We start from the raw sequence: 19,672 nt of genomic DNA, 5'->3' as shown, positions 1-19,672 counted from the left end.
CAGATCAAGAGCGAACATGAACGAGATTAACTTAACATCCGCCCAAGTTCCGACTGGGTGTCAAAACTGTGCCATTCGGCATCAGGCCGTCTGTTCGCGCTGCGAGCCGGATGAGTTGGTTCGTCTGGAAGAAATAAAGTATTATCGTACAGTCGAAGCCGGTCAAACGGTGGTTTGGACCGGCGATCGCATGGAATTTGTGGCCTCTGTGGTGACGGGAATTGCGTCGCTCACGCAGACCATGGAAGACGGACGCACCCAAATGGTTGGTCTGCTTTTGCCCGGCGATTTCATCGGCCGTCCAGGGCGTGAATCTGCGGCTTACGATGTCGTTGCTACAACCAATCTTGTTTTGTGCTGCTTCCGCAGAAAACCCTTTGAAAACATGATTTTGCAGACGCCACATGTCGCACAGCGACTGCTTGAGATGACGTTGGATGAGCTGGACGCAGCCCGTGAGTGGATGTTGGTTCTGGGACGCAAGACTGCGCGTGAAAAGATCGCGAGCCTGCTGGCAATTGTGGCCCGACGCAATGCGGCGCTGACACTTCAGGGCACTGAACAGGAACTGCAATTTGATCTGCCTCTGACCCGTGAGGCGATGGCGGATTACCTTGGGCTGACGCTGGAAACTGTGAGCCGCCAAATCTCGGCGCTGAGGCGCGATGAGGTGATTGCGCTGGAAGGCAAACGACATGTGATTGTGCCGGATTACCGGCGCCTGCTGAATGAAGCGGGCGACGATTCGGACGGTGGGATGGTGATCTGAACGAAGCGTTCAGGTTGATTCGAAAAACGCCCGACAGCTTATGCCTCGGACGTTTTTATGTATCTGCATACCGGCGGTATCGCGTCGGTATGCCGTAGGTGCGATTTTAGTGTGCCATAAACACCGGCATTGTCGCCTGCTCCAGCATATTGCGAGTCGCGCCGCCCAAAATGGCCTCGCGGAAACGGGAATGCCCATAGGCGCCCATCACGATCATATCCGCACTTTTGTCATTGGCGTGGCGCAGCAGCACATCTGAGACGCGCGGCTGTGTCTTGGACAGCACGTCGACCTCGACATTTACGCCGTGGCGCGACAGAAATTGCGACAGCAACCCACCCGGATCAGAGCGGTTGAGGCCGTGAACCGGCGGGTCGATGACCACCACATGCACGGCTTCAGCGGTCTTCAGGAAAGGCAACGCGGCACGGGTGGCGACCAGCGCCTCAGCGCTTTCGTTCCAGCCTATGCAGATTGTCTTGGGTGTTGTCACGGGTGCCGGAATGTCTGGCACCATCAAAACTGGCGCTTGGCCTTCAAAAAGAGCAGCCTCGATTGTGGGCTCAAGTTCGGTGCCGTGTTTGGGGCCATACGGTTTGGGTAGAATAACGAGATCGGCGAAGCGGGCGCGTTGCGCCACATGGCGTCCAAGGTCGGCGATCTGGGCCACGCCCGAATCGCAAGCCCATCGCAAGTCGGATGCGCTGAGCACCTTTTTGCAGTTCTTTTCGATAGATTGAGCTTCGGAGCGGGCGCGGTTGAGCATTTCCTGCATCATCATTGCATCCGCACCGGCATAAAAATACCCGTTCTGGCTGCGATCAACGCCCAGGGTGAGGACATCCAAATGGGCATCTTGAGACCCGGCGAGGGCCATGCCTTGTGCAAGTGGAGCGTCGGAGAAATCTGTGTCAGTCAGGACGCAGAGCAAAGATTTATAGGCCATCTTTTTCGTTCCCGTGTTATTAAAGGTGCACGTCAGAGTTAGCTTTGATGCTGTGGACAATCTTCCACCGCGAGCTGGCTTGTCAAATAAGGAATGGATTGTTGGGGCTTCGCCTTGACCCAGATCAAGGTAGGGTCTCCGACAGTCGGCGATTAACAGCTTAGTCTAAATCCGTCCGGGCAGATTAACAAAAAAAGATCCGGGCAAGACAAAGGGACGAAAAATGGTGAATTACTTCAAGCTAATCGTGCTTGGCCTCATCACGCTATTCGCGATGATGGCGGCCAATTTCGCACGGGATTTGGCTTATATGGTGCACGCCTGGATTATTATGGCGGTGTCATTTGGCCTGTTTATCTGGACGTTGCGTGGCATGGGCAAAACGGTCCTGCATCCGCAAGATGAATATATGGATGGCGTGGTCCGATATGGTGTCGTCGCCACCGCATTTTGGGGCGTTGTCGGCTTCTTAGTGGGTGTCGTCATCGCCTTTCAGCTCGCCTTTCCGGTGCTGAATTTTGAATGGGCGCAGGGGTTTGCGAACTTCGGACGCCTAAGACCGCTGCACACGTCAGCGGTGATTTTTGCATTTGGCGGCAACGCTTTGCTTGCCACCTCGTTTTACGTTGTGCAGCGCACCAGCGCGGCGCGGCTTTGGGGCGGCAACCTCGCGTGGTTCGTGTTCTGGGGTTACCAGCTTTTCATTGTTCTGGCGGCGACCGGCTATTTGCTGGGCGGCACGCAGTCCAAGGAATATGCCGAACCTGAATGGTATGTAGATCTGTGGCTGACGGTTGTTTGGGTGGCGTATCTGGCCGTGTTCCTTGGCACAGTCATCAAACGCAAGGAGCCGCACATCTATGTGGCCAACTGGTTCTATCTGTCCTTCATCGTAACCGTGGCGATGCTGCATGTGGTCAACAACCTGACCATTCCTGTATCGATCTGGGGGTCCAAATCGGTGATTGTCTGGGCCGGTGTGCAAGACGCGATGGTGCAGTGGTGGTATGGCCACAACGCAGTTGGCTTCTTCCTGACCGCAGGCTTCCTCGGCATGATGTACTACTTCATCCCGAAACAGGCCGAGCGTCCGGTGTTTTCCTACAAGCTGTCGATCATCCACTTCTGGGCATTGATCTTCTTGTATATCTGGGCCGGTCCGCACCACTTGCATTACACCGCGTTGCCGGATTGGGCTTCGACCCTTGGCATGGTGTTCTCGATTATCCTGTGGATGCCCAGCTGGGGCGGCATGATCAACGGCTTGATGACGCTTTCGGGTGCATGGGACAAGCTGCGCACCGATCCGGTGATCCGTATGATGGTGATCTCGGTTGGTTTCTACGGCATGTCGACCTTTGAGGGTCCGATGATGTCGATCCGCGCGGTGAACTCGCTGTCTCACTACACTGACTGGACCATTGGTCACGTGCACTCCGGTGCGCTTGGTTGGAATGGCATGATCACCTTTGGCGCGCTGTACTATCTGGTGCCGGTTCTGTGGAAACGTGAGCGTCTTTACTCGCTGCAACTTGTGAGCTGGCACTTCTGGCTCGCCACCATCGGTATCGTGCTTTACGCGGCGTCGATGTGGGTGACCGGTATCATGGAAGGCCTGATGTGGCGTGAAGTGGATGCCAACGGCTTCTTGGTGAACTCGTTCGCTGACACCGTTGCTGCGAAGTTCCCGATGTATGTGGTGCGTGGACTGGGTGGGGTCATGTTCCTCGCTGGGGCACTTATCATGTGTTACAACCTGTGGATGACTGTACGGAAAGCGCCGGCCAAAGACGCCAGCCTGTCCGTCGCAGTCCCGGCTGAATAAGGAGGGCCGGAGCAATGGCAATTCTCGACAAACACAAAATCCTCGAGACCAACGCGACCCTCCTGCTGGTGTTCAGCTTTTTGGTTGTGACCATCGGTGGCATCGTGCAAATCGCACCGCTTTTCTGGCTGGAAAACACCATCGAAGAGGTGGAGGGCATGCGCCCTTACACGCCTCTCGAAATGACTGGCCGTGAAATCTACATTCGTGAAGGGTGCTACGTCTGTCACAGTCAGATGATCCGTCCGATGCGCGACGAAGTGGAGCGCTACGGTCACTACTCGCTGGCGGCGGAATCCAAGTGGGATCACCCGTTCCAGTGGGGCTCTAAACGGACGGGTCCTGATCTGGCCCGTGTGGGTGGGCGTTACTCCGATGAGTGGCACATAGACCACATGCGCAATCCGCAGAGTGTGGTGCCGGAATCGGTGATGCCCAAATATGGCTTCCTTGAGAAAAAGAAAATCGATGGGAAATACATCGGTGACCTTTTGAAAGCCAATGCGATTGTCGGTGTGCCTTACACCGAGGACATGATTGCAAGCGCGCAGGCCGACTTTGCTGCGCAGGCTGATCCGGACAGTGACTACGACGGGCTGCTTGAGCGTTACGGTGACAACGTCAACGTGCGCAACTTTGATGGCAATCCGGGAGTGAGTGAACTGGATGCACTTATCGCATACATGCAGATGTTGGGCACGTTGGTTGATTTCTCAACCTTCACGCCGGACGCATCGCGCTAGGAGGGGAGACAATGGAAACATATTCTTTTCTCAGAGAGTTCGCTGATAGCTGGATGTTGCTGTTCTTGTTCGTGTTCTTTCTTGCGATCGTTGCCTGGGTGTTCCGCCCAGGATCGACCAAGGAATACCGCGACACCGCCGACATCCCTTTCCGGCATGACGACAAACCCGCCACGGATAAGGAGGCGAGGCCATGAGCAAACCGTCAAAGAAATTCGACAATGATCCGTCGACAACAGGTCACAGCTGGGACGGCATCGAAGAATTCAACAACCCGCTGCCACGCTGGTGGCTGTGGACCTTCTATGCCTGCATCATCTGGGGTATCGGCTACACCATTGCCTACCCCGCATGGCCTGGCATCAAGGGGGCCACGACCGGAATGTTGGGCTGGTCGACACGCGCCAATGTGGCGGCTGACATCCAGAGCGCCGAAGACAAATTGGCGCCAATCAACGCCAAACTGGAAGCGGCGGAATTGACCCAGATTTCGGCGGATGCCGAGCTTGGGCCGTACGCAACCTCGGCAGGGTCAGCTGTGTTCAAGACATGGTGTGCCCAGTGTCACGGTTCTGGCGCGGCTGGTGCCAAAGGCTATCCTAACTTGCTGGACAACGATTGGCTGTGGGGCGGTGATATTGAGAACATCTATCTCACTGTCAAACACGGGATCCGCAACGAAGAAGACGACGATGCGCGCTATTCCGAGATGCCGGCCTTTGGCGACGACTATCTGGAAGACTCGGCCATCGACGCAGTCGCAAACTATGTGATGTCGCTGTCGGGTGATCCAAAAGATGCGTCTGTTGTTGCAGCGGGCGCCGAGGTCTTTGCCGAAGACTGTGCGTCTTGTCACATGGAAGACGGCACCGGAGATCGGGACCAAGGGGCACCTAACCTTGCGGACGCGATCTGGCTTTATGGTGGCGACTACGACACCATCGTCGAGACGGTTACCTACAGCCGTTATGGCGTGATGCCATCTTGGGGCAATCGCCTGAGCGAAGCGCAAGTGCGGGCCGTGTCTGCCTATGTGCACCAACTGGGTGGCGGCGAATAAAATCGCGCCACAGGGCAAACGATTTGGGCCATCCTTCGGGGTGGCCCTTTTTATTGGAGCGCTGCCGGGTTTGCGTAAAAAAAATGCCAAAAATTAGCAAGATTGACCGAGATCAATGTGGCAGGCGGGAATCAGGATTAAGCTATTGTTAAGAGTTTGCTGCACCTAGGTCTGGTGGCTCTTGGATGCCCTGTTTCAGGGCAATGGTATCGGTCTTTCCGTCCTGTTCGCGCGTTTCCTGGAAGGGCCGATACCCTATTTTCCTCACCCCATTTGAAAACGACTTGCGCATTGTGCCAAATCAATCACGCATTGTGCCATTTTGGCTGCGAGCGTGTCATAGTCGGCGTCGTTGTGACGGTCAGGGGATCATTAATGCAAAAGCAGCCACGTTATCCGATTCAGAAAATGTCGATGCAGATGTTTGAGCTTTTGGGTCTGCCCACCGAAAGGATTTTGCGCCGTGCGGGTATGCCTTATGATTTCATGCAGCACGATCCCCGAGGCATCACGGCGGCGCAGTTTTACGCGATTTGGGATGCCATCGAAGTGGAAACACATGGCCGCGACATCCCGATGCGTTTGGGGCGGGCCTTGGCCAAAGGACCGTTTGCTCCGGCGTTGTTCGCCTTTTCCTGCAGCCCCAACATCGCCGTCGGATTGGAGCGGTTGGCAGTGTTTAAGCCGCTGGTCGCGCCGATCCGGTTGATGATCAGTCAAACCAAGACACAAGTGAAGTTAGAGTTTGCCACCTTGGATCCGGCGTTTGTGATGCCAGACATCATGATTGCATTTGAATTGGTATATTTCCTAGAAATTTGTCGTAATTTCACCGGAGTGGACATCGTTCCCGAGGGCGTGCAGATGCCGCGTTTGCGGGAGGATCAGGGCGATTATGACCGATTTTTCGGACGGCGCGCAGGTGGAGGCGCGGGCCCCAGTTTGACGTTGTCGCGCGCCGATGCGTATCGGCCGTTGATCTCGGAAAATGCCGAACTTTGGGCCGATTTTGAACGGGAATTGACCAAACAGCTGGCCGAGCAGAAGCGCAATACGCCGATGGCACTTCGGGTGCGCAACGCGCTTTTGGAACTGATGCCTGCGGGGCAGGCGTCTGTGGATTCGGTCTGCGCGCGATTGCTGACGAGTCGTCGCAGCCTGCAGCGCCATTTGAGCGCGGAAGGCGAAACGTTTCAGAATGTTTTGGATGCGACGCGGTCGGATTTGTCGATGGTCTATTTGCGGCGCGGCGACATGAGCGTTGAGGAAATCTCCTATTTGTTGGCCTATCGTGATCCCAACAGTTTTTATCGCGCCTTTCACAGTTGGACCGGATTGACGCCCAGTCAGGCGCGACTGGAGGAAGTCTGAAAAACCAGGGCCTTGCTAAAAGTTGACTCAGGGATGTGTGATTTGACACAGGTCAAAGCTACAAAGTGCTAAGATGGGCGAAATACCGCTTAGATTTCATTGCCATGAGTGAGTGATTCCGTGACCACGCCCCCCGAGCCTTCGCTGTATGCGGCCCGCGAGCCGATTTTCCCCAAACGTGTGAAAGGCAGCTTTCGGAGCCTGAAGTGGTACATCATGGCATTCGCGTTGGGCGTTTATTACCTGACGCCGTTGTTGCGTTGGGACAGAGGCCCAAGCCTGCCGGATCAGGCGGTTCTGATCGACCTTGGTAGCCGACGATTTTTCTTTTTCATGATCGAGATCTGGCCTCACGAATTTTATTTCGTGGCGGGTTTGTTGATCATGGCGGGGCTCGGGTTGTTCTTATTCACCTCGGCAGCGGGGCGGGTGTGGTGTGGCTATGCCTGTCCTCAGACAGTCTGGACCGACTTGTTTATTCTGGTGGAGCGTTGGATCGAGGGCGACCGCAACGCGCGTTTGCGTCTGCATCGCCAGAAAAAACTCGATTTCCGCAAGGTGCGCCTGCGGCTGACCAAGTGGATTTCGTGGCTTTTGATCGGGCTTGCGACCGGCGGCGCCTGGGTGTTTTATTTTGCGGATGCGCCAACGTTAGCAAGGGATCTGGTAACCGGGCAAGCGCATCCAGCGGCCTATACCACGATGGCGATCCTGACGCTTACGACTTTTGTTTTTGGCGGGTTTGCGCGCGAGCAGATCTGTATCTACGCCTGTCCATGGCCGCGCATTCAGGCCGCAATGATGGACGAGGATACGCTCACCATCGGGTATCGCGAGTGGCGCGGCGAGCCGCGCAAAGCGCGTGGCGTTGATGAGGACACCCAAGGCGATTGTATCAACTGCATGGCCTGCGTGAACGTGTGCCCTGTGGGCATCGATATTCGCGACGGACAGCAGATGGAATGCATCACCTGCGGTCTGTGCATTGATGCGTGTGACGACATCATGGACAAGATCGGCAAGCCGCGCGGGTTGATCGATTATCTGGCCCTGACGGACGAACCTCGAGAACGCGAAGGCGGCGCTCCGCGCCCGGCCTGGCAGCATATTCTGCGCCCGCGCACGATCCTTTACACGACGCTTTGGTCCGTGGTTGGCATCGCGCTTGTGGTGGCTTTGTTTATGCGGTCAGACATTGAGTTGACGGTGGCGCCCGTGCGCAACCCGACATTTGTGACTTTGTCGGATGGATCTATCCGCAACACTTATGAGGTGCGCCTGCGCAACAAACATGGCGAGGATCGCCCGTTCCGGATTACTGTAAAAGGCGATCTGACCCTGCGTGTTGATCTTGAAGGCACCGCCTATGAAACGGTCACAGTACCTGCTGACCAGATGTTGAATCAGCGGGTCTATGTGGTCGCTCCGAAAGGGTCGGATCCGGCCAACGGCGATTTGACGCCGTTCCGGTTCTGGATCGAGGACATCAGCAACGGTGATCGTGTACACAAAGACACGGTGTTTAATGGAAAGGGCAATTGATGAGCGAACGTAAGTTCACGGGCCGCCATGCCTTGATGGTTTTTGTCGGGGCGTTCAGCATCATTATCGCGGTCAATTTGGCTTTGGCCTATAACGCGGTGGCGACGTTTCCGGGGTTGGAAGTGAAAAACTCCTATGTGGCCAGCCAAGAGTTCAACACAAAGAAAGCGGCGCAGGAAACGCTGGGATGGACCGTTGACGCGCGCGCCAAGGGTGGGCTGTTGATTCTGTCCATTACCGATGCACAGGGCAAACCGGTGCAAGTCAGCGCGCTGGATGCGGTGCTTGGTCGCGCGACCCATGTCAAAGACGACAAACGCCCTGATTTTCAGTTTGATGGCACTGCGTATGTGGCGCGTGAAGAGCTGGAGCCCGGCAACTGGAACATCCGCATGAAAGCGACCGCACTGGATGGCACCGCGTTTGAGCAACGTGTGGTGCTGCGGGTTCAAAAGGGCTGAGCATGACAGCAGCGCTGCGTCCCTCGATTTCTGCCTGTCCGGCCTGTGATGCCGCCCCTGCGGCGGCGGCCTTGGCGGAGGCTGCGCCTTTGCCGGATGCACGGATTGCCTTGTCGGTGCCTTCGGTGCATTGCGCCGCATGTATTGCCACAGTCGAAAGCGCGTTGGCCGCGCATCCGGGCGTGAAATCGGCGCGGGTGAACCTGACGCTGAAGCGGGCTTCGGTTGAGGCGGACGCGGAAATCACCGCAGTGGATCTGGCCAAGGTGTTGGAAGGCGTGGGGTATGAAGCGCATGAGCTGGATGCCGGCACGTTAAGCGCGACGGAGAATGACAAAGCAGGGCGCGATTTGTTGATGCGGCTGGCGGTGGCCGGATTTGCGTCAATGAACGTGATGTTATTGTCTATTTCAGTCTGGTCCGGAGCCGAAGCGGCGACGCGCGATCTGTTCCATTGGATTTCCGCAGCGATTGCCCTGCCGACGATTCTGTTCTCCGGCAAGCCGTTTTATGTCCATGCTTGGGCCGCGCTGAAACACAAACGCCTGAACATGGACGTTCCAATCGTGTTGGCGATTGTTTTGGCGGTGGTGACCTCGCTTTGGGAGACGTCACTGTCGGGCGAGCACGCCTATTTTGACGCGGCTCTGGCGTTGGTGTTTTTCCTGTTGGCGGGGCGGTATCTGGATCACCGCACACGCGCTGTGGCGCGGTCTGCGGCTGAAGAATTGGCGGCGCTTGAAGTGCCGCGCGCCACACGGATAGTCGATGGCGGCCAGGAGACAGTTCAGGTGAGCGCGCTGGCGGTGGGTGATCTGGTGTTGGTGCGGCCTGGTGGGCGGATGCCAGTGGATGGTGAAATCGTCGAAGGACGCAGCGAGTTGGACCGGTCGCTGCTAACGGGCGAAACCCTGCCCGTGTTTGCAGAGCCGGGCCTTGGCGTCAGCGCGGGTGAGGTCAATCTGACAGGACCGTTGGTGGTGCGCGCAACCGCCGTGGGTGAAAAGACGAGCCTTCACCGCATGGCCGATCTGGTGGCCGTAGCCGAAAGTGGGCGGTCCAATTACACGACACTCGCCGATAAGGCGGCGAAGCTTTATGCGCCAGGCGTTCACATCCTGTCGGCGTTGAGTTTTCTGGGGTGGTATCTTTTCACCTTTGATTTGCGCACGGCGCTGAATATTGCGGCTGCGGTTTTGATCATCACGTGTCCCTGTGCACTGGGTCTTGCTGTGCCTGCTGTGACCACGGCCGCTTCGGGACGCCTGTTTCGCAAGGGCATGTTGATCAAACATGCCACCGCGCTTGAGCGCTTGGCGCAAGTTGACACAGTGGTTTTTGACAAGACCGGCACATTGACGGCGGGGACGCCTGAGTTGACGAATGCGGATGCGTTTTCGCAAGAGGAAATGAGCGTTGCATTGGCGTTGGCGATAGGATCATCCCACCCGCTGAGCCAAGCGATTGCAAAGGCCGGGCAAGCGGCGGACATTCGGCCTGCGCGGCTGAGCGAGATCGAAGAGGTTCCGGGTTACGGCACACAAGGGCGGCTGGAAGGCACGCTTGTGCGGCTGGGACGGGCCACTTGGGTTGGCGCGGATGCGCAAGAGCAAACCTCGGCGCATCTGGCAATAGGAGTTGGCCCAGCCAAAGCGTTCCTGTTTGCCGATGCGTTGCGGGCAGGGGCCGAAGAGGCCGTGAGCGCGATAAAGGAAAGTGGTCGCGAGGTTGTTCTGATTTCCGGAGACACGACTGGTGCCGTAGAGGCTTTGGCGAACCGTTTGGGCATTGCCCGTTGGGTGGCAGAAGCGCTGCCAGAAGACAAAGCCCGTCGGGTGCAGGCGATGACAGACAACGGCCAACACGTTTTGATGGTGGGCGATGGCCTGAATGACACGGCGGCGCTGGCAGCAGCGCATGTGTCGATCTCGCCAGCCTCGGCGCTGGATGCTGCTCGGGTGGCGTCCGATATCGTTTTGCTTGGGGGGGACCTGTCGCCCATTCCCGATGCCCTGAGTACATCGAAATCTGCGATCAAACGTATCCGCGAAAATTTTCGCATCGCGACGGTTTATAACATCGTTGCGGTGCCGCTGGCGGTGGCAGGATTGGCGACACCGCTGATTGCTGCCTTGGCGATGTCGTTGTCGTCAATTACAGTCTCTCTGAACGCGCTGCGCTTGAGGTGATCCCATGCAAATCCTTGCTTATCTGATTCCGATATCGCTCTTTTTGGGGGGCGTGGGCCTTGTGGCCTTTGTCTATACCGTGCGTTCGGACCAATACAGCGACCCCGACGGCGACGCGCAGCGTATCCTGTCAGGGCAGTACGACGACAAACCTAAGACGTGAAATGACCGCGCCGAGATCCATGCGATGGCGGAGACGGTCAGAGGTGATCGCAACCGTGGCTGATCAAGATGGGCCGAGCGTGTAGCAGGTGATTTGGCGCGCTTGCAGGCGACGGCAGGCAAGGTCTGCGGTTTCTTGGGTCATGCCCATAAAGTTGGCCTCAAACCCACGTGAGTTTTTCACCACTTTGCGCAAAGAACCATCCAACGTCGACATTTCGGCCAGTGCGGTTTTCAGAAGCATTTTCTCGGCTGCATACCGGCTGCCATACCGTCCGATGTTGATGCCCCAATGGCGCCCGCCTGAGGTGGATATCCTGGTCACAACTTTGGGCTCGGGCGGGGCGGTGGGCGCAGGGTCGACACTGGCAAGAACCACGCCAGATTCTGTTTGCGCGGCCAGCAAAGCGGATTGAATGTCGTGCTCGATAACCTTGGCCTCGGCGACAATGGTCCCTTGGTTGTCCACGGTCACGGGCGCTGTTTTCGGCGCACCAATGCTTCCGGGACGCAGTTTGGGGCGGAGGGATTTCTTGACGGCGGTGGTGACGCGAATGGTTTTCCCAACGCTTTTCGCAGAACCAGTATAGTTGGGCATACTGGGTTTGCGTAGCGCCACGGCAGTGCCGGTGCGGGAGAATCCGAGATCCAAAAGTTCTTTGACACGGGCGTTGCGGGTCGCAGTCGAGCGGCCACCAAAGACAGTCGCAATCACACGTTTGTTGTCTTTTTTTGCAGAGGCCACGAGGTTGAACCCGGCGGCGTTGGTGTAGCCGGTCTTGATCCCGTCAGCACCAGCATAAGCGTTCAGCAACCGGCGGTTGGTGTTGTTCACGGTTGCAATGCCAACGTGAATGGAGCGGCGGTTGAACAGGTGATAATACTCTGGATAGTCGTAAAGCATGTGCCGACCGAGCGTGGTCATGTCCCGCGCAGTGGACAGATGTCCGGATTCGGTCAAGCCGTGTGCGTTTTTGAACGTCGTGTTGGACATCCCCATTGCCTTGGCCGTGCGGTTCATACGGCGGGCAAATTTAGCCTCGGATCCCTCGATGGCCACGCCGATGGCGGTGGCGGCATCGTTGGCGGATTTCACCGCTGCTGCACGGATGAGATACCGTAGCGCGATCCGTTGACCAGTCCGCAACCCAAGCTTGGAGGGCGGCTCAGCTGCAGCGTGTTTGGTGATTAACACTTTTTTGTCCAGTGAGATCTCACCGTTTTCCACCGCCTCAAAGGCGATGTAGAGTGTCATCATTTTGGTCAGAGAGGCGGGGTGCAGGCGGCTGTCGGCGTTGCGGGAATGTAGCACTTTGCCTGAGCGTGCATCGATCACCATCGCCGCATAAGGCGCAGCTAAAGACGCCACAGGCGTCATGCACATGGTCACTACAAGTAGAAAAACACCAAGCCCTGCGCGGGCCGGCCAAATATGCCGAACCTTCAAGAGAACTGCCCTTTTTATCTGCCTCAAGCCGCCGGTTTTCCGGTCTGGCCAATTATTATTGCAGCAAACGTAGCACAGGGTGCGTTTCAAATAAAGTCCATGTTTTCGAAGATTTGCGCGACTGACTTAAAGTTTTAAAAGTTCCTGTCGGCGCGGAAAGGACGAGATTTAGGGAGATGTCGAGTTCAGGCCACTACATCTGCGATGGTTGGCCGCCAAATGACCTGTTTTACCCAATATCAGAAATTAACGCGGGCAGATCACCTAGTCGTTTGATGACGTGAAATCGCTCGGTTTGCTTGGGGGCTGTGTCGGTTTCCAGTGCCCAAGGCACACCATGCGGGACATGCACTGCCCAGCTGCCGACGCTGATGGCAGGCACGATGTCGGAACGCATGCTGTCCCCCACCATCATTGCGTGCGCGGGCCCGTCACCATGTCTGCAAAAGGCGGTTCGGTAGACCGATGGCGTTTTATGGGACACGATTTCTACCCAATCAAACAAATCCCCAAGACCGGATTGCGCCAGCTTGCGTTCCTGATCGATCAGGTCGCCTTTGGTGATCAGCAGTATTTTATGTGTGGAAGCTGCAGCCTCGACCACCTCGGCGGCATCCGGCAACAGGTCGATCGGATGGCGCAGCATGTCGCGTCCGGCGGCCATGAGTTCGCTGATCACGGAGGCAGGAACTTTCTCCTCGGTCACCTCGATGGCGGTTTCAATCATCGAAAGCACAAATCCCTTCACGCCGAAGCCATAGTGCCCGACATTGCGGCGTTCTGCCTCCAAGAGCCGGTGTTCCAGATGTTCTGTGTCGGCATAATCGCGCAAAAGCTCGGCAAAACGGGCCTGCGTCAGGCGAAAGATCCGTTCGGTGTGCCAGAGTGTATCGTCGGCATCAAATGCGATTGTACTGAGATTTTGAGCCATTGTGGGGGTCCGATGGTGCGTCGCCCCTTTTCTACCGCGCGGATCAGTCTATATAAACACGAAACCGGAACCGCGAAACTTGCAACAGGTACAAATGTCTAAGTTCAACTTGGTGATGTCCAACGACAAGGACGATGACGGCGACGTAGGAGTCGCTGTGAAAACGCGTGCGAAAACCAAACGCCCGCCGATGTACAAAGTGCTGTTGCTGAATGACGATTACACGCCAATGGAATTTGTCGTGCATATCCTTGAGCGGTTCTTTGGCATGACTCACGCGCAGGCGTTTGAAATTATGCTGACCGTGCACAAAAAAGGTGTGGCGGTTGTTGGCGTCTTTAGTCATGAGGTTGCGGAAACCAAAGTCACGCAAGTGATGGATTTCGCCCAGCGTCACCAGCACCCGCTGCAATGCACCATGGAAAAGGAGTGATCCGCAGGTCGGATCACAGGAAATCATGTCCACATCCAGATTGACACTTGCTGTGCGAGAGCATGGCCTGACATTGCCGTCCGAAGGGCGGATTGCGGTCTTTGCACCCCGCCTTGACGCGGACCTCAGCGCGTTGGATCGCGCGCGGGTGGAGGTCATTCAACCGCTTAAGCCGGACCATGACGGTTTTGCACAGGCCGGATTTGAGACGGTGATCGAGGAAAGCGACCGGTATTGCGTTGCGGTGGTGTTCTTGCCCCGCGCCAAAGCGCAGGGGCGCGATCTGTTGGCCCGCGCCGCCGCCTGCGCTGATTTTGTCATCGTCGATGGACAAAAGACCGACGGGATCGAGAGTTTCTTGAAGGAATGCCGGAAACGCGCAGACCTCAGCGGGTCGGTGTCCAAGTCGCACGGGCGGATTTTCTGGTTCGAGGGTGGCGATTTTGAAGGCTGGCGCGCGGCAGAAACGCAGGACGCAGGCGAAGGGTTTGTGACCCGCGCCGGAGTGTTCTCCGCAGACGGAATCGATCCGGCCTCACAGGCTCTGGCAGAGGCGTTGCCGCCAAAGTTGGGTCGAGTGGTGGCCGATTTGGGCGCGGGCTGGGGCTACCTTTCGGCGCAAATTCTGAAACGGGACGGCGTTGAAGTGGTGCATCTCGTTGAGGCTGACCATGTTGCGTTGGATTGCGCACGGTTGAACGTGGCCGACGAACGGGCGCAGTTTCATTGGGATGATGTGCGGAGTTTTAAGCCGGGCAGTCGTGTGGACACGGTTGTGATGAACCCGCCTTTTCACACAAGCCGCAGGGCAGAACCCGATCTGGGCGTGCAATTCATTCGTACGGCGGCCAAGGTGTTGGCTCCGTCGGGGCATCTTTGGATGGTGGCCAACCGGCACTTGCCCTATGAGGCGGCGCTGCGGGAAAGTTTTGTTAAAGTGGACGAGGTTGCGGGCGACCGAAGCTTTAAAATATTGCATGCGCAGAGACCATCTCGCGTTAAACGCTAATTCGACGTAAGTTCGTGCGGAATCGCGACGGAGCTATGGGGATCGTTCATGTCATTTTCTATTGCCGGTAAAACGGCGATCATTACGGGATCGGCCAACGGCATTGGCCTTGCCATCGGGCGGCACTTTGTCGATCACGGCGCAAATGTGATGTTCGCGGATATGGACGAAAAAGGTCTGATTGCAGAGTTGGGCGAGCATAGCGATGAAGGCAGCGTGCGGTATTTTGCTGGTGATTTGCGCGAAAAGCTCACAATCAACAATCTGATCTCGGCAACGATCGACGCGTTTGACCAAGTGGACATCCTGATCAATGGCAGCCGGCAAGTGGTCGCGTCTGAAGCGCTTGATCCGGATGACGAAACGGTTGATGCGATGTTACAGCAGAACTTGATGACCTCGCTGAAGCTGTCGCAGATGGTGGCGCGGCGGATGATCAAGCAGGCTGAAGGGCGTGAGGAGGGGCAGGTCGGCTCGATCGTTAACCTCAGTTCCATTGCAGCACAGAGGGCGCATCCGGATTTGTTAGGCTATTCCATTGCAACGGCGGCTCTGGATCAGATGACACGTTCGATGGCGGTGGCACTTGCACCGGAGCGCATCCGTGTGAACTCGGTGGCGTTTGGATCGGTTATGTCCGCCAGCCTGAAGAATACGCTGAAGGAAAACAGCCGCTGTCGCGAAGAGATAGAAGATTGCACACCCTTGGGCCGCATTGCAGCGCCTGGCGAATTGGCCGATGCGGTACAGTTTCTGGCCTCCGAAGGGGCGGGGTTCATGACCGGCCAGATTGTGACGCTGGATGGTGGCCGATCGTTGATCGATCCGGTTTCTACGCCGGCGCATTGACGCGGGGTCTCTCTGCTACTGGCCTGCCGGCGTCGCGCCTGCTAAGCCTTGGGCAAGAGCGGAGTGAGGGGCAAAATGACCAACCAAATGGAAGATGAACGCGCACGTGCGAGCGCTTGGTTCCGCAGCTTGCGTGACGAAATTGTTGCGGTTTTTGAAGGGCTTGAAGACAGTCACGTCGAAGGTCCGTTTTCGGGGTCTCCTGCCGGTCGGTTCGAAGTCACCGAAACAAAGCGTGCGTCAGATGACGGATCAGACGCCGGCGGCGGCTTGATGTCGGTGATGCGCGGCGGGCGTGTTTTCGAAAAAGTTGGCGTCAATGTCTCCACCGTGTATGGCGAGTTGGGAGAGCGCGCGCAGGCGGCGATGGCCGCGCGCAAAGGCATCCCAGGCATGAAAGATGACCCACGGTTTTGGGCGTCGGGTATCAGCCTTGTCGCGCATATGCAGAACCCGCATTGTCCGGCCGTGCACATGAACACGCGCATGTTTTGGACCCCGCATGCGTGGTGGTTCGGCGGTGGATCGGATTTGAACCCCTGTCTGGAGTATGAAGCCGACACCGCGCATTTCCACGGCGTTCAACAGGCGCATTGTGACCGCCACGGCGCGGCGCACTATCCACGCCTGAAGGCGTGGGCGGATGAGTACTTCTATATCCCGCACCGCAAACGCGCGCGCGGCGTTGGTGGCATCTTTTTGGATGATCACAACAGTGGGGATTGGGAAACCGATTTTGCGTTTATTCAGGACATCGGGCGCGCCTTTCTGCCAGCTTTTGTTCCGCTGGTGGAAAACCGTCGTGTGGCGGATTTTGGCGACGCTGAAAAAGACGCGCAACTGGTGCATCGCGGTCTCTATGCGGAATACAATCTTGTGTATGACCGGGGCACCAAATTTGGTCTGGAAACTGGACACGACGCCAACGCGGTGTTGATGAGCCTTCCGCCTATGGCGAAGTGGGTGTGACAAAAAAAGGCGGGCCAGGGCCCGCCTTTGATTGGCTTTGCCTATGATTTAACGTCGTTTTTTGGCCATGCGAATGTCGCGGCACAAGAGGCCATGCGCCAATTCAATTTCATCATGGTCGCCGCGAATCGCGGTGATTTCAGCCGCGCTGTCATTCAGGCGAATGCGCAGGGCCGCTTGTCCTGCAGGCATATCGCTGCGGCGCACATAGATGCTTTTGACTTTGCTCAAGTGAATGCGTCGCACACCTTTTTGGCGGTCTTGGCGGTTGAGCGCAGAAACGATGACCTCACCCTTGGCGGGGTCATAGCGGATTTCGCTGCGGTGGCCGCGCACCGCAAAATGGTAGATCGCCATACCGACCAGAGAGAAACCGATCGATAGCAGTGCTTTGGTTGAATCATTGTCGCCGGCAAAGCTGATGTTGGGCAGGGCCCATTGCACCAGCGCGCCCATTACGAGGGTCAGTCCGACGAAACGCAGGATTGTCTCGCTGCGTCCGGAATGACGAAAGCGCCCGTCGGTTTCGCTAAAACTGTAGCCCGCGTCCACAGGAGCTGCGTTCAATGTGTTCCAGTTGTCGGCACCCAATGTGCCAAGTCGTGTCATCGCGTTCATCAGTCCATCCTCTGTTCACGCCTCGCAGTGAAGGTCGCCGCGAAACATGGCCAAATCGTGATGGGATTGGTGCGGAATGAAGGTAATTAACGTGGCGGAAAGATCAGGACCGCCAGGCGAAGAACCCGTCACCGGCTTGGGCGAGGACGTCGCGCGCCATGGCTTCGCCCAATTCAGCGCCGTCCTCAATGGGGGCGGTGCGGTCATCCGTGATGCTTTCGGACCCATCTGGGCGAAGGACTTCGCCCCGCAAACGCAGGGTCGATCCGTCCAGTTCTGCAAGACCCGCGATTGGGGTCTCGCAAGACCCGTCCAGCGCGGCAAGGAAGGCGCGTTCTGCGGCGAGACGCTGACCTGTCGGCGTGTCGTGCAGGGCTTCGAGAAGGGCCGCGGTGGCGCTGTCGTCGGCGCGACGTTCGATCCCAATGGCGCCTTGGGCGACGGCGGGCAGCATATCCTCGGGCTCGATTGCGGAGGCTGCGACATGCGACATGTCCAAACGGTTCAAACCCGCCATTGCAAGGAACGTACAATCCGCGACACCGGCCGACAGTTTTTTCAATCTTGTCTGTACGTTACCGCGAAATTCCACTGCGTTCAGGTCGGGGCGGAAATGCAACAATTGCGCGCGACGGCGAAGAGACGAGGTGCCGACGGTTGCGCCTTGGGGAAGTCCCGCAAGCGTGGTCACATCAGGGGACACAAAAGCGTCGCGTGTGTCTTCGCGGGGCAGGTAGGTGTCGAGCAACAGGCCTGCGGGCTGCGCAACGGGCATGTCTTTCATGGAGTGCACGGCAATGTCGATGCCGCCAACCAAAAGCGCTTCTTCGATCTCTTTGGTAAAAAGCCCCTTTCCGCCCAATTCCTTGAGCGGTTTGTCTTTGGCTATCAGCTGTGCATTGTCACCTGAGGTGGTGATGACCACGATGTCAAATGCATCTTCGGGCAGATCAAATGCCCCCATCAGACGGCGTCGGGTTTCATAGGCCTGAGCAAGGGCCAGCGGAGAACCACGGGTGCCGATTTTGAGAGGCGAAGCGGGGGAAGGCTTGGTTAAAGTCATGGGAATTGATCTAATCCTGAGCGGGCGGTCTGGCAAGCGCGGATGGGGTTGAGCAGGGTTTTCCAAGTGGGAGCGGACAAAAATGTGGGGTGGCGGGGACAGAGTGTCGCTGTGAAGATGTTTTGATGTGATAGGACATGCAAAAGCCTGCGATTCCTTGATACATGTCAACGAGATGCATTTTTGGCGCACATATGAGGGTGAGCATGACAAAAGAAAAAACAATCCTGCGGGCGTTGGCCGGTGAAACCCTTGAAACGCCACCGATCTGGATGATGCGCCAAGCGGGGCGGTATCTGCCGGAGTATCGTGCGACGCGGGCGCAGGCGGGCGACTTCTTGTCGTTGTGTTATAATCCGCAATTGGCAGCAGAGGTCACATTGCAGCCGATCCGGCGTTATGGCTTTGACGCATCGATCCTGTTCGCTGATATTTTGCTTTTGCCTCAAGCGCTTGGCGCGGATCTGTGGTTTGTGACAGGTGAAGGTCCGCGGTTGTCGACGATTGAATCACAGGCGGATTTTGACAAGCTGAATGGTGTCGGTTCCATTCACGAAACGCTCAATCCGATCTATGAAACCGTGCGAATTTTGCGCCGTGAATTGCCCAAAGAAACCACGCTGATTGGCTTTGCCGGTGCGCCTTGGACGGTGGCGACGTATATGGTGGCGGGGCGTGGCACACCGGATCAGGGGCCGGCCCACAAGCTCAAGGACGAGAACCCCGAAGTGTTCGACCAGATTATTGACCGGATCAGCGAAGGCACTGTGGATTATCTGTCCAAACAAATTGAGGCAGGCGCCGAGGTCGTGAAGCTGTTTGACAGCTGGGCTGGATCGCTCAAGGGCGCGGATTTTGACCGCTATGCGCTTGAACCAACAAAGAAAATCATTGCCGAGCTAAAGGCGCGCCATCCCGATGTGCCAGTGATCGCTTTCCCGCGGGGCGCGGGGGAACGCTATGTCGGGTTTGGCAAGGCGACGGGTGCGGATTGTGTGGCGCTGGATGACGGTGTGACGCCTCAGTGGGCCGCTGCCAACGTGCAAATCGATGGCTGTGTTCAGGGCAACCTGAAATCCAGCCATATGGTGACCGGCGGGCAGGATCTGGTGGATGAAACCCGCAAGATTGTGAAGGCTCTGGGCAACGGGCCGCATATCTTCAATCTGGGCCATGGCATCACGCCGGACGCGGATCCGGAAAATGTGCAGTTGATGATTGATACGGTGCGCGAGCGTTAACCACGTTTTTCCAACGTCGGTATCGCGTCAGTATCACGACAGTT

Annotated in this window: 20 protein-coding genes; 15 read left to right on the top strand and 5 right to left on the bottom strand. The window is 57.0% G+C overall.

The features are described from left to right. Positions 1-16: 16 nt before the first annotated feature. Entirely contained in the window at positions 17-769 is a 753-nt protein-coding gene (gene fnrL / locus SHIM_RS14505; protein ID WP_054003393.1) for a transcriptional regulator FnrL, read from the top strand. 106 nt (positions 770-875) lie between these two features. Here the strand turns inward: fnrL and SHIM_RS14500 are convergent, their stop codons facing one another. Then, positions 876-1,715: a universal stress protein gene (locus SHIM_RS14500; protein ID WP_054003392.1), complete on the bottom strand. Its 840-nt coding sequence runs from the start codon at positions 1,713-1,715 to the stop codon at positions 876-878. Positions 1,716-1,938: 223 nt separating this feature from the next. Between SHIM_RS14500 and ccoN the strand changes: the two genes are divergently transcribed. The 9 genes from ccoN to ccoS all read left to right on the top strand — a co-directional run bounded on the left by ccoN (position 1,939) and on the right by ccoS (position 11,069). Next, positions 1,939-3,540, top strand: a complete 1,602-nt coding sequence (ccoN, locus tag SHIM_RS14495; protein ID WP_054003391.1) for a cytochrome-c oxidase, cbb3-type subunit I — start codon at positions 1,939-1,941, stop codon at positions 3,538-3,540. A gap of 14 nt (positions 3,541-3,554) precedes the next feature. Further along, a complete protein-coding gene (ccoO, locus tag SHIM_RS14490) occupies positions 3,555-4,283 on the top strand; it encodes a cytochrome-c oxidase, cbb3-type subunit II (RefSeq protein ID WP_054003390.1) in 729 nt (242 codons plus the stop codon). 11 nt (positions 4,284-4,294) lie between these two features. After that, positions 4,295-4,480 (top strand): CcoQ/FixQ family Cbb3-type cytochrome c oxidase assembly chaperone, encoded by a 186-nt coding sequence (locus tag SHIM_RS14485; protein ID WP_054003389.1) that lies wholly within the window; start codon positions 4,295-4,297, stop codon positions 4,478-4,480. Next, positions 4,477-5,343, top strand: coding sequence for a cytochrome-c oxidase, cbb3-type subunit III (gene ccoP, locus SHIM_RS14480; RefSeq protein ID WP_054003388.1), 867 nt, complete (start codon positions 4,477-4,479; stop codon positions 5,341-5,343). The genes SHIM_RS14485 and ccoP overlap by 4 nt, the downstream gene beginning before the upstream one ends. 375 nt (positions 5,344-5,718) lie before the next feature. After that, positions 5,719-6,714, top strand: coding sequence for an AraC family transcriptional regulator (locus SHIM_RS14475; protein ID WP_054003387.1), 996 nt, complete (start codon positions 5,719-5,721; stop codon positions 6,712-6,714). A 108-nt stretch (positions 6,715-6,822) separates the two neighbouring features. Beyond that, positions 6,823-8,256, top strand: a complete 1,434-nt coding sequence (gene ccoG, locus SHIM_RS14470; protein WP_054003386.1) for a cytochrome c oxidase accessory protein CcoG — start codon at positions 6,823-6,825, stop codon at positions 8,254-8,256. Next, positions 8,256-8,717 carry a FixH family protein gene (locus SHIM_RS14465; protein ID WP_193749933.1) on the top strand — a complete coding sequence of 154 codons (462 nt, stop codon included), beginning with the start codon at positions 8,256-8,258 and terminating at the stop codon, positions 8,715-8,717. Before ccoG ends, SHIM_RS14465 begins: the two co-directional genes overlap by 1 nt. A gap of 2 nt (positions 8,718-8,719) precedes the next feature. After that, positions 8,720-10,906 carry a heavy metal translocating P-type ATPase gene (locus tag SHIM_RS14460; RefSeq protein ID WP_054003384.1) on the top strand — a complete coding sequence of 729 codons (2,187 nt, stop codon included), beginning with the start codon at positions 8,720-8,722 and terminating at the stop codon, positions 10,904-10,906. A 4-nt stretch (positions 10,907-10,910) separates the two neighbouring features. Then, entirely contained in the window at positions 10,911-11,069 is a 159-nt protein-coding gene (gene ccoS / locus SHIM_RS14455; RefSeq protein ID WP_054003383.1) for a cbb3-type cytochrome oxidase assembly protein CcoS, read from the top strand. 63 nt (positions 11,070-11,132) lie between these two features. Here ccoS and SHIM_RS14450 read toward each other — a convergent pair whose 3' ends face one another. After that, positions 11,133-12,452, bottom strand: coding sequence for a D-alanyl-D-alanine carboxypeptidase family protein (locus tag SHIM_RS14450; protein ID WP_054003382.1), 1,320 nt, complete (start codon positions 12,450-12,452; stop codon positions 11,133-11,135). Between the two features lie 292 nt (positions 12,453-12,744). Next, positions 12,745-13,446, bottom strand: a complete 702-nt coding sequence (locus SHIM_RS14445; protein WP_054003381.1) for an HAD family hydrolase — start codon at positions 13,444-13,446, stop codon at positions 12,745-12,747. Positions 13,447-13,540: 94 nt separating this feature from the next. Between SHIM_RS14445 and clpS the strand changes: the two genes are divergently transcribed. From clpS to hemF, 4 genes are all read left to right on the top strand, one after another. Further along, positions 13,541-13,879 carry an ATP-dependent Clp protease adapter ClpS gene (clpS, locus tag SHIM_RS14440; protein ID WP_054003380.1) on the top strand — a complete coding sequence of 113 codons (339 nt, stop codon included), beginning with the start codon at positions 13,541-13,543 and terminating at the stop codon, positions 13,877-13,879. Between the two features lie 25 nt (positions 13,880-13,904). Continuing rightward, positions 13,905-14,888 (top strand): class I SAM-dependent methyltransferase, encoded by a 984-nt coding sequence (locus SHIM_RS14435; RefSeq protein WP_054003379.1) that lies wholly within the window; start codon positions 13,905-13,907, stop codon positions 14,886-14,888. A 48-nt stretch (positions 14,889-14,936) separates the two neighbouring features. After that, positions 14,937-15,737: an SDR family NAD(P)-dependent oxidoreductase gene (locus tag SHIM_RS14430; RefSeq protein WP_054003378.1), complete on the top strand. Its 801-nt coding sequence runs from the start codon at positions 14,937-14,939 to the stop codon at positions 15,735-15,737. A 75-nt stretch (positions 15,738-15,812) separates the two neighbouring features. After that, complete coding sequence (gene hemF, locus SHIM_RS14425) at positions 15,813-16,706, top strand: oxygen-dependent coproporphyrinogen oxidase (RefSeq protein ID WP_054003377.1); 894 nt, start codon at positions 15,813-15,815, stop codon at positions 16,704-16,706. 48 nt (positions 16,707-16,754) lie between these two features. On the opposite strand, the gene SHIM_RS14420 is transcribed toward hemF, so the two are convergent. After that, a complete protein-coding gene (locus tag SHIM_RS14420; RefSeq protein WP_054003376.1) occupies positions 16,755-17,324 on the bottom strand; it encodes a hypothetical protein in 570 nt (189 codons plus the stop codon). A gap of 103 nt (positions 17,325-17,427) precedes the next feature. Beyond that, complete coding sequence (hemC, locus tag SHIM_RS14415; RefSeq protein ID WP_054003375.1) at positions 17,428-18,387, bottom strand: hydroxymethylbilane synthase; 960 nt, start codon at positions 18,385-18,387, stop codon at positions 17,428-17,430. Between the two features lie 206 nt (positions 18,388-18,593). On the opposite strand from hemC, the gene hemE reads away from it, so the two are divergent. Continuing rightward, positions 18,594-19,628 carry a uroporphyrinogen decarboxylase gene (hemE, locus tag SHIM_RS14410; RefSeq protein WP_054003374.1) on the top strand — a complete coding sequence of 345 codons (1,035 nt, stop codon included), beginning with the start codon at positions 18,594-18,596 and terminating at the stop codon, positions 19,626-19,628. Positions 19,629-19,672 lie beyond the last annotated feature (44 nt).

Origin of the sequence: Shimia sp. SK013 (assembly GCF_001292625.1) — a bacterium.
GTDB lineage: Bacteria > Pseudomonadota > Alphaproteobacteria > Rhodobacterales > Rhodobacteraceae > Shimia.
The sequence above is the reverse complement of the archived record's forward strand: the minus strand, read 5'-3'. Positions and strand labels throughout refer to the sequence as shown.